The organism is Granulicella sp. dw_53 (assembly GCF_018449545.1).
Classification (GTDB): domain Bacteria; phylum Acidobacteriota; class Terriglobia; order Terriglobales; family Acidobacteriaceae; genus Edaphobacter.
The window spans coordinates 74,556-88,647 of record NZ_JAAVUR010000005.1; the positions used below are offsets into that span (position 1 = coordinate 74,556).

The window sequence follows — 14,092 nt, forward strand, 5'->3', positions numbered from 1 at the left end:
ACGACGCTAAGCGGGACGCCTGAATGAGGGATTGAGCGCATGGTGGGCTTGTGGGACTAGTCTGCATGTAACGCCGAGAGATTAAGGGGCGGCAACCAAAGCTTGTTCCAGTTCTTCCAACCCAAGGATGCATAACAAAGATCCAAGCGGCGAGATGGATGGCAGGCGAGGCGGTTGCGGCTTCGTTTCCAGGAGGTGGATTGACGCGAATCCCCGCGTAGAGCTTGAACGTCGTGACACTAAAGTGTCATCGAGGATTCATTGACTTGGGGTAGCGGCCACAGTAGCCTCAGCCTATCGCACAACCCAGGGTGCAATTCGATTCATGCGACTAAGAGCGGTCCCGACTTAGAGGATCGCTAGAAGGTTATAGGACTACATTATGGACTCCCGCGGTTTAGACAGAATCGACGAGACACAGGTAGCGGATACTCCCGAAGATGTTGCGGTGCTTTACTCGTGGGCGAATCTGCATGGAGCGAAGTATCGCGATTTTTCGGCGTCGCGCCGGGAGTATCGGGCCCAATTGCGTCATCGCGCCGCGGAGCAGGTTCGCGAGCAGGAGCTGCAGGCACAGGCCGAGGCTGAGGCAGCGGCTTCGTCCGCCGATGCGGCCGCGCAAGCCGCGGTGAAGCAGGCGGAGGCGACCGAGACGTCGGAGGGAGTTTCGGCTGCGGACTCGAACCGGGAGCAGGCTTTGCGGGAGGCAGACCGCGCTTCGCGTATTGCCGCTGCTGAACGGGTTGAGGCTGCTCGGCGTGCAGAGGCCGCCGCCGTTGCTGAAGCCGCCGCTCGTACGGAGGAGCGTGAGATTGCGGAGGCGCAGGCTTCCGCACGCCGCCAAGAGGCGCAGTATGCCGAATCGGAGATTCGCAGCCGGAGGAGCAGGTCCAGCGCCATCTTCGAGGTGCCGGGAGAGACCTCGGATCCTTATACTCCAAATTCTCCAGCGGAGATTCAGGCCGAGCGAACGCATGAACGGCTTATTTCGCTTCGCAACCATTCCGGGTCGACTTCGAACTTTATTGTGCCCAGGGGCGTGATTGGTGCGGAGGCTGCGGCTTCGGATATGCCGATTCAGTATCAGGATCGCAGGGGTGTTCCTGTTTCAGAGACGGAGCGTGTTTCGGAAGGGTCGATCGAGAGTTTTGCGCAGTACTCCGCACGGACCTCCGGGCAGCGGCGTCCGCAGGGATATCGGCCTGACGATGCTTCGGGGGTGCGGCAGATCTATCGCGCTCCGGAGTCCGAGGAGCCGAAGGGCGAGTATGTGGGAGCGGAGCCGGTACGGCATCTGACGCCAGCCCGGGTCTCTTATAAGGCTTACGATGACGATGCTTTTGTCTCTCCCGCGGTGACAAATCCGGTTCGTGGGGTCAGTGAGCAGGCGGGACGAGGCATCGCTGCACGGTCCGTGGTTCCACAGGAGCAGGCGGCGTGGCCGTTCTCTTCGGACGACTCCGCTCCTGCAGATTTCGGTACGGGTGCTCCGCAACGCAGGGAGGGCACTGGCGTTGGAGGGCGTATAGGGCAGGAGCCGACGCGTGGTATCTCTCCTTCGCTGCCGATCTTTGGCGCTCGTACGGTCTCTTCACCTCCTACGGGAGGGGATCCGGCCCGCGGACGGCGTGCTCAGGATGATATGGCCTATAAGGCGACTCCGGTTGAGGCGAGCAGGCAGTCGGGTCCACCTTCGACCAAGGGCAAGGTCAACGCAACGCCCCGTGTGCCGTATGTGGCGGACCCCAGCGGGCCGGCGTGGCTGTACGCGCCGCAGACTCCGGTTGTCGCTGTAACTCCCCAGCCGGTGGTGAGTTCGCCTATCGCTTCGACGCCGTCCATCCCGGTTCAGTCTTCGGTGGCGGATACTCTGCAGCATAGCCGCGAGCGGGTGGCGGCGCGGTGGTTCGCCTTGAAGGGCGTGTTCGAGCAGCCGGGACAGGATCAGTTAGAGGCGCCGATTCGGCAGAAGGAGACGCGTACGCCGGTGCTGGCGGTGTTCTCGCTGGCTGGAGGCGTGGGGAAGACCAGTCTGGTCGCGACTCTGGGGCGCGCACTTTCTTCGCTTGGGGAGAAGGTGTTGCTGACGGATACGACTTCGCATGGTCTGCTGCCCTTTTACTTTGGGGCCAGCGAGCTTCGTCAGGGTGTGGTGCGGACGTTCTCGCCTCCGAGTGGAAGCACCGATGCGCCGATCTATCTGGTGAGCTATGACGTGGATCAACGGAGCGCGGATGATGCGGTCCAGGAGCAGTTGGTGGAAGAGATCATCGCCAACAGCAAGGGCACACATCGTATTCTGCTGGATCTGACGCCTGCGTCGGGGTGGGTGGCGCGGCGGATGGCGGGGATGAGTCCGACGGTGCTGGTGCCTTTGGCGCCGGATATGAATTCGGTGATCAGTCTGCAAGCGGTGGAGAAGTACTTCCATGGCGTGGTAGATTCTGATGGCCGGCCGCTGCAGCCTTATTTTTTGATCAACCAGTTCGACGCTTCGCTGCCTTTGCACCTGGATGTGCGTGAGGTGTTGCGGCGTCAGCTTGGTGACCGGCTGCTGCCGTTCGTGATCCGCCGGGCACCTGCGGTGAGCGAGGCGCTGGCAGAGGGCATGACTGTGATGGATTATGCTCCAGAGACACCGATTGCAGAGGACTATCAGAACGTAGCCGCATGGCTTCGTACGATTGCGGCGCCAGCGACAGCGGGTTTCCGTAATGTGCGCTGGAGTGAAAGATGACTGGCTCTCCCCTGTGGAGGAAGTTTGAATCAGGTGATGGGTTTCTGCTGAGGTTGCTTCGTTTCGTGGTGCTTGCCGGGGGTGTCTTTGTGCTCGGCTTCACCGGGATTCTGGAGCTTACCTGGCCGCAACAGTTGGTGCTGGGGATCATGACGGTCCTACTGGCGATCTGGATGGATCGCAGCTCCAGCTCCTATCTGGTTACTCTGACGCTGATGCTGGCATCGATGTACTCGACCTTTCGATATGGATACTGGCGTATCTCTTACACGGTTAAGTTCTTTCTGGATCCGGGCAATACGTGGAGCTATCTCGACGCGTTCTTTATCTGGATGCTGGTTGGGGCAGAGGCGTATGCGTTCGCCATCCTGTTTCTGGGCTACATGCAGACGCTGTGGCCGCTACGCCGCACGCCGGTGCCTCTGCCCGACGATATCGATCTATGGCCTTCGGTCGATCTGCTGATTCCGACGTATAACGAGCCGTTGAGCGTGGTCCGCTACACGGCGCTGGCGGCGATGAATATCGACTGGCCGGCGGACAAACTGAACGTCTATATCCTTGACGACGGCAAGCGCGATGAGTTTCGCAGGTTCGCCGAAGAGGCAGGCATCGGCTACATGACCCGCGACGACAACAAGCATGCGAAGGCGGGCAACATCAACCGCGCACTTGCCCGGCTTGAGTCGCCGTTCGTGGCGATCTTCGATTGCGATCACGTTCCTACGCGCAGCTTCATGCAGGTGACGTTGGGCTGGTTCCTGCGCGACCGCAAGCTGGGGATGCTGCAGACGCCGCACCATTTCTACTCTCCCGATCCGTTCGAGCGCAATCTGAGCAAGTTTCGCGTTATTCCGAATGAGGGCGAGCTGTTCTACGGCATTGTGCAGGATGGGAATGACTTCTGGAACGCAACGTTCTTTTGCGGTTCTTGTGCCGTGCTTCGCCGTACTGCGCTCGATCAGATTGGCGGTATTGCGGTAGAGACTGTGACCGAAGATGCACACACTTCGCTGCGTATGCAGATGAATGGATGGAACACGGCCTACATCAATATTCCGCAGGCTGCGGGCCTGGCGACGGAGCGGCTGAGCGGCCATGTGAAGCAGCGTATTCGCTGGGCGCGCGGCATGATCCAGATTCTGCGCACGGACAATCCTTTGTTTGCGAAGGGGCTGAAGCTGGCGCAGCGCATCTGTTACTTCAATGCGATGTCGCACTTTCTGTATGCCTTTCCGCGACTGATCTTTCTAACGGCTCCATTGATCTATCTGATCCTGGGGCATACGAATGTGCCGGGCTACTGGGCTGCGATTCTGGCGTATGCGTTTCCTCACTTGATTCTGTCGAATATCACCAACTCTCGCATTCAAGGGCAACACCGGCACAGCTTCTGGAACGAGATCTACGAGACGGTCCTGGCTCCGTACATTCTGCTACCTACGATGCTGGCGATCGTCAGCCCGAAGCTGGGAAGCTTCGACGTGACGGCGAAGGGCGGTGTGGTGAATCGCAAGTTCTTCGACAACCGCATTGCACAGCCGTTCCTGTTGATGATCGGAATGAATATCGTCGGCATCCTGATGGGGATCATTCGAGCCTTTTACATTCCGCTCTGGCCTTTCAATACCTGGTATGACGGCACTCACCCAGGAACGATCGTGATGAACCTGATCTGGGTGGGCTTCAACATGGTGATTCTGGGCGTCTGTGTGGCTGTGGCGTGGGAGAACCAGCAACGGAGACAGACGGTTCGCGTGACGATGGCGGTGCAGGCCGATATACGGCTGGCAGATGGAACGATGGTGCCAGGCGTGACGGCGGACATGTCGAGCGGCGGCGCGATGATCAATGTTGACCACGACTTTACCGTGGCTGCGGGCGAGCCCGTCCGGATTACCTTCCCAGTGCTGGACGGAGAGGCTACACTGCCCGCTACGGTGATTGGCGTAAAGGATAATGTGCTGCGAGCGCAGTTCGATCCGCTGACGCTGCAGGAGGAAGAGGCGCTGACGATGGTGCTCTACTCCCGCGCCGATACATGGCTGGGCTGGGGTGAGGCCCGCGAGGCGGACAGGCCGCTGAGGAGTCTTGGTCTTATCTTTCAACTTTCCTATCACGGGATGTCGCAGACGGTACGAGGTTTCATGAAGACGAAGAAGAGCGTACCGCCTAAAGGAAAGTTAGCCGCAAACGTTATTCCGCTGCTGCTGCTGGCTGCGTTGTCGACGAGCGTCGGCTCTGCCAAAGCGCAGTTGCGCTCGATGCGAGGCTCGCAGGTTTCGCCTCAGATGCTGCCGGTTACTATTCAGACTTCGCCCGATTCTACCCAGAGTGGAACAGGTCTTCCTGCTGTGCCTACGGACGGCGGGATCGCACGCAGCGTCGCTCCGGGAACCTTCGACAATGTCTTTACGCTGGCCGATGTAGGGGTTCAGGACACTATTGTGTTGCATGGGGTAGATGCTTACCACTCGGTGTATTTCTCTCTGCCGCAGACGCAGGTGGTGAAGACGGCGACGATGAAGCTTCGGTACCACTTTTCGCCGGGTCTGTTGCCTGCGCTAAGCCATCTGAAGGTCAGCTTGAACGGGACTCTCTTTGCGACGCTGGCGGTGAATACTCCGGCTAGCACGCAAGGACGTGTGGAACCGACGGCTGAACAGAAGGCTTCCGATCAGCAGACGCTGGTGGTGACACGCAGCGAAAATAACGCGCTGCTTGAGGCGACGCTAACGATGCCCGCCGAGATGCTGGTGCATAAGAATGAGTTGACCTTCGAGTTCGTAGGGCACTACACGATGAGCTGCGAAGACCCTTCGCATACGACTTTGTGGAGCCATATCGACACGACTTCTTCCATCGAGATCGCCGGCGCACTGTTGCCGCTCCAGAACGACCTGAAGCTATTGCCGCTGCCTTTTTATGACGAGGCGGTCAATCTGCATCCGGTGGTTTCGATTGTGTTTTTGACTCCGCCGACTCCCAAGGCGTTGCAGGCTGCGGGAATCGTGGCTTCGTGGTTCGGGATGATGACGGACTTCCGGTCGGTGCGTTTTGCGATTTCTATTGGGACCATTCCGAGTGGAAACGCGATCGTGCTGGGGGAGAACAGCGGGGAGTTGCCGGGGCCGTTGAGGATCGGCGATAGCTCGGGTCCGACGATCGCGATGCGGACTAATCCGATCGATCCTTATTCGAAGGTGCTGGTGCTTACAGGCGATTCGGCGGACGATCTCTTGACCGCGGCCACGGCGCTTACGCTGCAACGCGATATGTTCCAAGGCGATAAGGTGAGCATCCGGGCACTGAAGATGCCTACGCCGCGGGAGCCTGATGATGCGCCGCGCTGGCTGAGCACGGAGAAGATGACGAGCATCGGGGATATCGCTCAGACGGACGATCTGCAAGGCGATGGCTCGGTTCCTTTGCGGGTCTACATGCGTATGCCTCCGGATCTTTGCTACGAGTGCACGCAGCAGAACCTGGGCTTCCATATGGGCTACCGGTACAACGGGATTCCGCTGGCAAGCGAGAGCACCCTACAGGTGTACATGAACGACGGTTACGTCAGCTCGACTCCGCTGCCGCATACGGATAAGGCTTCGTCGGTGCTGGAGACGATTGTGCCAGTCCCGCGGGTCAACATGCGGCCGTTCTCGAACTCGTTGTCGATGAAGTTCATCTTTCTGCTGCATAAGAAAGGTAAGTGCGAGGATACTGCACCTTACAACCTGCAAGGCGCAGTGTTGAAGGACTCTTACCTCGATATTCGCGATATTCCTCACCTGGCGGTGATGCCGAACCTGGAGATCTTTGCGAATGCGGGATATCCGTTTACGCGGAAGGCCGATCTGTCGGATACGGTGGTCGTGCTGCCGGATGCGCCAGGGACGGGCGAGATCGAGGTGTTCCTGACATTGATGGGACATTTCGGTGCGCAGACCGGATATCCGGTGCTGCATGTCGGGGTCACGAACGCGGATGGCATGAAGACCGATGGGCGCAAGGATTATCTGGTGCTGGGTACGGTGGAGGATCAGCCGGCCCTCTCCAAGTTGAGCGCGTCTCTGCCGGTGATCGTCGATGGCAGCGGCCTGCACATCCAGGACACGCAAGGTTTCTTCGCCGGGCTGCAGCATGCCTGGTGGAAGGTGCGCAGCTCCGACCATATTCAATCGGGACAACTGGAGACCGCGGGCGGTCTGCCGGATGCGCTGATCGAAGGCATCGAGTGGCCCAGCGGATCGAACCGGTCGGTGGTGATGATTGCGCTGCGCGACCATACGGTGGTGCCGAACTTCCTCACGGTGTTCCTGAAGACCTCGCAGTCGTCGGATATCTCTCAGTCGGTAAGCGTGTTGCATGGAGCGCGATTCGACTCGTACCGCATCGGTAATGATGTGTATAAGGTGGGCTCGCTGTCGCTGTGGACGCGGGTGAATCTTTTGTTCTCGCAGTTTCCGTGGTTGATCGTGGTCTCGACGCTCTTCTTCTGCTTCTTCATGGCCGTGCTGATTCGAGCCATGCTGCGACGGCATGCGCGAGCCAGACTTCAGGGAAGTGACTAACTCTCATGGAGCGTCTTGGGAAGCACCGGCCTTTGAAGATGGGGCGGAGTGGACTTAGCGGGCTTACTACGCTGCGGAGCTTCATCGTGCTTGGAGTTACGCTGATGGCTTGCCTGCAAGGGGGTTGCCGTGCGGAGCAGCCCTGGCCGTTGTGGGAGAGCTATGCACGCAGCGCGTTCGATTCGCAGGGACGGATCGTCGACCATAGTGCCGGGGACAGGACGACCAGCGAGGGGCAGGCTTATGGGATGTTCTTTGCCTTGGTGGCGAACGACAGGGCGCGCTTCGACAAGCTAGTGGGTTGGACGCAGGACAATCTGGCGGGAGGAGATCTGGCGGCGCGGCTGCCGGCCTGGAGTTGGGGCAAGGCTCCTGACGGAGGCTGGAAGGCGCTGGATCAGAATCCGGCGTCGGATGCGGATCTTTGGATGGCGTACTCGTTGCTGGAGGCGGGACGCCTTTGGCACGATCCTCGGTACGAGCGGCTTGGGACGGCGATGGCATCGCGCATCGCGCAGCGGGAGGTGGCTCTGGTGAGTGTGGGGACGACCATTCTGCCGGGGCCGCAGGGCTTTCATCCGGATGCGGCGACGTGGATCTTGAATCCGAGCTATCTTCCTCCTTCGGTGTTGAGTTATCTTGCTACGACGTTTCCGCGAGGGCCCTGGGGAGCGGTGCTGGCTTCGTTGCCGGTAGTGCTGACACAAGGCGCCGGAGGTGGATTTGCGATGGACTGGGTGGCGGCTGGAGGCGCGTTGAGTCCGATGGCTTCTACTACAGAGCAACGCGCAGGGGAGCGGTCTGGTCCGGCGGCGGGAAGCTACGATGCGATCCGGGTTTATCTGTGGCTGGGGATCGCCGATCCTGAGACGCCTGGGGTACGAGAGGCTTTGGCGGGACTGGCCGGGATGGCCGCATACATGAAGCGGCATGCGACTCCGCCGCGCCGTGTGGATGAAGCTGGAGCGGTGGTGGAGGCGGATGGTCCAGTTGGATTTTCGGCAGCCATAATACCCTACCTGCACGCAAATAACATGAAGGCCGAAGAGAAGGTGCAGATAGACCGCATGGCTGCGATGAAGAATCCCGCAAGCGGTCTGTACGGAGCCGACGGTCTGTATTACGACCAGAATCTGGCTCTTTTCGCGGACGGATGGTTGGAGCAGCGCTTCCGTTTTGACCGCCAAGGAAGGTTGAAGGTGAAGTGGCGATAGGGAGGCGAGCTTCCGATCGTATGCATTCGCGGGTGCAATTCAGCGGAAACCCTCGAAAAAAAGGGTACAAATCGGCAGAAAAGGGGTAAGCTTCGGAAGGGGATTGGGGTATCATCTGTGATTCCTCTCAAGAACCGCCTTCTCACCGACACATTATGAAGAATGTTTGGTCAAAACGGCCCGTAGTATCTGCCATCTTGATGAGCGCACTTGTATGGGCTCCGATGGTGGAGAAGTTGCGCGCCCAGACCGGTGCGGGAGTTCAGTCGGCGACACAATCTCTCCTGGACAAGGCGCATGCGCTGGAGGTTCGTGGCCGCATGGATATGGCGGCGCAGACGTGGCAGCAGGTGCTGCTGGCCGATCCGCAGAATACGACGGCGTTGGCGGGGCTGGCGCGGTCGGCGAAGCTTAGCGGCAATAATGCCCTGGCGACGACTTATCTGGATCGTCTGAGAGCGATCAATCCGAACGATACGAACATCTCGCGCGTCGAGACCATGGGGTCGCAGCAGAATCAAGCAGTGCAACTGAAGCAGGCGGGCAAGTTGGCTGAGTCTGGGCAGTACGCGCAGGCGATGGCGATCTACCGGCAGATCTTTGGGGCGGCGCCGCCGGCGGGCGATTGGGCGCTGACGTACTACGAGACGGAGGCCGCAACCGATGATGGGCGGGCACATGCTATCTCGGGCCTGCGCGGCCTTATGGAGAAGAATCCCAGCGACTCGCGTTATCAGGTGGCGCTAGGCCGGATTCTGACCTACAGCCCGAAGACTCGCGAGGAAGGACGCCGGTTGCTGGAGCGGCATTCCAGCGATCCTGCTGCGGCGGCGGCGCTGCGACAGTCTTTGGTGTGGGATTCGGCGAATCCGGCGAGTGCCGCGGATATTCGTGCCTATCTGGCGAAGCATAGCGATGCGCAACTGGCTACAGCTCTGAAGAACCAGCCGAAGGTGAATCCGCGGGCGGTCCCACAGACGCCTGAAGAGATTGCAGCGGCAGCAGAGGTACGAGCGCGGAGCGCTGCCGAGCAGGAGGCGTATAACTCGCTTAATGCCAAGCGGCTTGATGACGCGGAGTTGCGATTCAAGGCTATTCTGTCGAACAGCCCGGAGAATGCCCGAGCCTTGGCTGGCTTGGGTTATGTGCGGATGCAGCAATCGAATTTCGGTGGTGCGATCAGTTTTCTGGAGCAGGCGAAGCAGAACGGAGCCCGCGATCCTGGGGTCTACACCGCACTTGAGACGGCGCATTTTTACTACACGATGGGCGAGGCATCGACGGCGCTCAACGAGAACGATCTGACGACGGCTGAGAAGCAGTATCAGGTTGCTCTTGGGATGCGGGCCAATAGTCCGGAGGCCTTGGAGGGCTTGGGCGGTACGTTTTTGAAGGCGCAACAGTCCGAGGCGGCGATCCAGGTCTTTGAGCGCTACGTGAAGGTGAAGCCTACCGCTCCCGCTGGTTGGCGTGGTCTGATCATGGCTTACTACGGGGCTGGAAATGCTCCGCAGGCTCTGATGACGGAGAAGCGCATCCCGCCAGCAGTTCAAACGCAATTGATGAAGGACCCGGAGTTTCTGCGCTCGCTTGCCTCGGCTTATACGGCCGTGGGGCGCGATGCGGACGCGCAGCGTGTGCTGCGAAGCGCGCTCGATCTGCCGTTTCCGACTGGGGCCAGAGGGCTCAAGGTGGAGACGCAGTTGCAATATGCCAGCCTTCTGCAACAGGCGAACCGGCTGGATCAGTCGGGTGCGTTGTTCCGGCAGGTCCTGGCTGCGGACGTCTCCAATACTGCGGCCTGGCAGGGCCTGATTCGCGTTCAACATGCGATGAAGCAGGATCCACTCGCGCTGCAGACGCTGACCAGCATGCCGCCAGCGAGTTATGAGATCGCGATGCGCGATCCGGGGTTCCAGACGACCGTGGCGTCGATCTACCAGAGCCAGAACAAGCTGGATGCGGCGCAACAGATTCTGGAGCGCGCGGTCAACCAGCAGATTGCCGCGAACCAAAGACCTCCAACTCCGCTGCTTCTGCAACTCGCTGGGATCTACCTCACACGGAGTAACTCGGCTAAGGCATTCCCGATCTATCGGGAGGTGCTGACGGAGAATCCAGATCGTCCCGATGCGTGGAAGGGTCTGCTCTCCGTGCTGCATGGCGCTGGGCGTGATCAAGAGGCGCTGGCGCAGGTTCAGCAGATTCCGTCCTCGGTGCGGGGCCAGTTGGAGAACGATGTCGAGTATCTCCAGACGATCGGTGCGATTTATAACTCGCTTGGTCAATCTCAGCAAGCGATGATCTTCATGAACCGCGTGCAACAGCACTATGCGACGCAACATAGCGCTGCTCCGGTAGACGTCGATGTTCAAGATGCGTGGCTCCTGTTCAATGGTGGAAATGATGCAGGGTTGTATCGCCAGTTGATGTTGCTGGGAGGCAGGACGGACCTGACCGACGAGCAACGGCGGACGGTGCAGACCATCTGGACCAACTGGGCCGTTCGGCGGGCGAATCAGGCGGGAGCCAACGGCAACATCAAGCGGTCGCTGGCGATTCTCAATGCCGCGGCGAAGTCCTTCCCGGATAATCCCGGTGTGTTGAGGGCGCTGGCTTCGGGCTATGCTCGCGCGGGACTACCGAAGCAGGCGGTGCTGATCTTCAAGTCGCAGGATATGACCGCGGCTTCAGCCTCCGATTACAAATCAGCGGTAGGAGCTGCGCTTGCCTCTGGCGACACCAAGGTGGCGGAGACCTGGCTGCGTTATGGCCTGGACGCTTATCCACGGGACGCTGAGATGTTGAATCTCGGTGCGAAGTTTGAACAGGCGCGTGGCGATAGCGGACGCGCGGCGGAGTACTATCGCGCTTCGCTGGCTGCGCTTCCTCCGGGCGATCCGGGCGCGGAGCTGGCTGCGGAGTTGAGCCAGCCGCTTCCTGTGACGCGCCTTCCGAAGTCGTTAGAGCCGCAGGATCTCGCTACGCTGTTGCGCGCTCCTGACGATTCGGCGGTGAGCATGCCCGAGGTTCCGCAGCCGACGAAGCCGTATCTGCCTAGCTATGGCAATGTGAACGGTCAGGCTCCGGTGCAGATTACGGGGCGCGGCTATAACGGACAGTCGAGCGTGGTTCCTCCGTATATGGGCAATCCGGCGTCTCGAAGTGCGCGGGCGGCGGCCAGCAGCAGCCGTCTTGGAGACTATGATCCGCGAGCCTCGGTAGAGGTTCCTCCTATGGATAGCGGAGCGATTCCGCCGACGCAGCCGAGCTACGATGCTCGTAATTCGTATCCCTCGACCTCCAGAACGCTGGGGGATTCGTCGTATCCGGAGCAGCAGCGGATGCAGATATCTCCGGAGCAGCCATATCAGGGGCAGGGACAGCGGGCTAACAATGCGATCCCGCAGCAGGAGATCTACGGTCCTTACGTTCCGTATGTTCCTCCGACCTCCGGATATACTCCTTCGCCGGTGCCGGTGCAGCTGGGCGATGCTTCTCCTCGTGTGGGACCGGCGCAGCGCGATGTGACCGATGTGCTGCCCACGGCGCGCTATATGCCGAATGCTCGGGCGGGGCGGGGCAAGTCTCCAGCACCGATGATGGGGCAGAGCAATCCTCCGTCGGATGATCTGAGTGGTGCAAGCACTGAGAATATGCAGTTCAGGCAGAGTCCGGCTGCTGCCAGCAATCAACAGGCTGGGGACAGCTATGGCCAGCAGTATCCGCAGCCTGGGACGACGCGCGGGGGTACGATAGCACGGCGGGCAACTTCGCCCCGGACGCAGGCGGCTCCTCCGGCGCTACCTGCGATGAGCTATCCGGGCGTAAGTCAGCCTTTGAGCGGTTCGACTGCTTACCCTGAGATCGGTCCTGCTACCGATGTTGGGACGCCTCCGTCGGATGCTGATCTTGTCGCGAAGAATGTTCCTCCTCTGCGGAATGGGTTCGATCCTGCCGGCGCTGCTGGACCGCCGCTGTCGCAGCGGGCGCAGACGGAGCTTGAGCTTGCGACGCTGGAGTCTTCCTACAGCAACTGGGTCGGTGGAACAGGGTATGGACGCTACCGCAGCGGCACACCGGGCTTTGACCGCCTGACTGATTTCGAGGCTCCGTTTGAGGCCTCTGCTGTGCTGGGCAAATCGGTTCGGGCGACGGTCATTCCACGGCCAGTGTTCCTCAGTTCGGGGACGGTGAATACGGCTTCGTTTGCGAACGCGACGGGTACGATTCCGGTGCTGGGTACCGCGAGCGGAGCGGTTCTTGCGACTCCGGCGCAGCAGTTTTCAAGCGGCATCGGGGGCGAGTTCCAGTTGACGGCCAAGAACATCGGCGTGGCGGTGGGTTATACGCCGTACGGCTTTCTGGTCACGAATGTTACGGGCCGATTTCAGTGGAGCCCGCTGGGCGGTCACTTTACTCTCTTCGGCGACCGGGATTCGGTGAGGGATACGCAGCTTTCGTATGCCGGTATTCGCGATCCGGGCACCGTCACCGCGGTCTATGACGGCAATATCTGGGGCGGCGTGATCGCTACCGGCGGCGGAGTGCGGGTCGACGCGGGGACGGAGCGCTCCGGACTGTACGTGTCGGGTGGAGGGGCGGTCCTGACCGGCTACCATGTGCTCGAGAACCGCAAGTATGAAGGCACGATGGGAGCGTACTTCCGGATCAAGAGCTGGCCTGCTTATGGGAGCCTGAACGTTGGCACCAGCTTTTACGGGATGCACTATGACCATAATGAGCGGGGTCTCTCGTATGGGCAGGGTGGTTATTTCAGCCCGAACGTTTACTTCCTCGCGGGCGTTCCGGTCACGTTCAATGGGCACTACAAGCATGCGCTGCATTACACGATCAATGGCAGCATCGGTTTGCAGACGTTCCAGGAGGATAAGGCTCCTTACTTTCCGCTGGATGTGTTTCTCCAGACCGGCGCCGCAAATCCGCTCTATCCTTTGAACAGCAATACGGGGTTGAACTACGGGATCAACACCCAGGCCTCTTACCGGATTGCGGATCACTGGTATGTGGGCGGTTTTCTGACTGGGAACAATACGAATAACTACAACATGGTCTCGGGTGGATTCTTTGCACGCTACCTCTTCAAGTCGCAGCCTGATTCGGAGAGTAGCCCGGCGGGTCTGTTTCCGACGAATGCTGGTTTCCGGCCTCTTCGTGTTCCGTAGAGGGTGTCCCCTCCGTTCACACCCCCTCCCCCCGTCTTATTGCATAGATTCTTCATTCCAATTGGTTTGGGTGGGGAGTTGGTGTGCCCTTGGTTGCTGTCCAGATGTCAATGATCGTACTCAGCCTCCTGTGGTGGCTGGTTTGAAATATCTCTACTTCTATTTTAGCTAGGGGAGCATAACTGTAGTGCCACTTGGATGTTGTTGGTTTTGAATTGGTTAGGTGGTTTTGGGGCTTGACATGTGATTTTGCTGGGTTTTTGGGGGATTTAAAAAGCGATGGCTCTGCCGTTTCGTTGTCTTTGGTTGGTTTGGAGATTGTAAAGGCTTCGAGGTCGGGGGAGGGTTGTGGTTCCCCGGTCATCGGGCGATCAGGTGCCCTCA

The 14,092-nt window shown here is 59.8% G+C and carries 4 protein-coding genes; all 4 read left to right on the forward strand.

All coding sequences use genetic code 11. The annotated features are described in order from the left end of the window. Positions 1 to 382: 382 nt before the first annotated feature. The 4 genes from HB393_RS09450 to HB393_RS09465 all read left to right on the forward strand — a co-directional run bounded on the left by HB393_RS09450 (position 383) and on the right by HB393_RS09465 (position 13,708). Complete coding sequence (locus HB393_RS09450; protein WP_213804930.1) at positions 383 to 2,737, forward strand: cellulose synthase operon protein YhjQ/BcsQ; 2,355 nt, start codon at positions 383 to 385, stop codon at positions 2,735 to 2,737. Continuing rightward, entirely contained in the window at positions 2,734 to 7,308 is a 4,575-nt protein-coding gene (gene bcsA, locus HB393_RS09455) for a UDP-forming cellulose synthase catalytic subunit (protein ID WP_213804931.1), read from the forward strand. Before HB393_RS09450 ends, bcsA begins: the two co-directional genes overlap by 4 nt. A gap of 5 nt (positions 7,309 to 7,313) precedes the next feature. Then, positions 7,314 to 8,522, forward strand: coding sequence for a cellulose synthase complex periplasmic endoglucanase BcsZ (bcsZ, locus tag HB393_RS09460; RefSeq protein ID WP_255550945.1), 1,209 nt, complete (start codon positions 7,314 to 7,316; stop codon positions 8,520 to 8,522). Positions 8,523 to 8,722: 200 nt separating this feature from the next. Continuing rightward, positions 8,723 to 13,708, forward strand: a complete 4,986-nt coding sequence (locus HB393_RS09465) for a cellulose biosynthesis protein BcsC (RefSeq protein ID WP_213804932.1) — start codon at positions 8,723 to 8,725, stop codon at positions 13,706 to 13,708. The last annotated feature ends 384 nt before the right edge of the window (positions 13,709 to 14,092 follow it).

What these genes read in the sequence shown, in the direction of transcription:
- HB393_RS09450 (WP_213804930.1), top strand. Translation starts at nt 383, where the DNA reads ATGGACTCCCGCGGTTTAGACAGAATCGACGAGACACAGGTAGCGGAT.
- bcsA (WP_213804931.1), top strand. Translation starts at nt 2,734, where the DNA reads ATGACTGGCTCTCCCCTGTGGAGGAAGTTTGAATCAGGTGATGGGTTT.
- bcsZ (WP_255550945.1), top strand. Translation starts at nt 7,314, where the DNA reads ATGGAGCGTCTTGGGAAGCACCGGCCTTTGAAGATGGGGCGGAGTGGA.
- HB393_RS09465 (WP_213804932.1), top strand. Translation starts at nt 8,723, where the DNA reads ATGAGCGCACTTGTATGGGCTCCGATGGTGGAGAAGTTGCGCGCCCAG.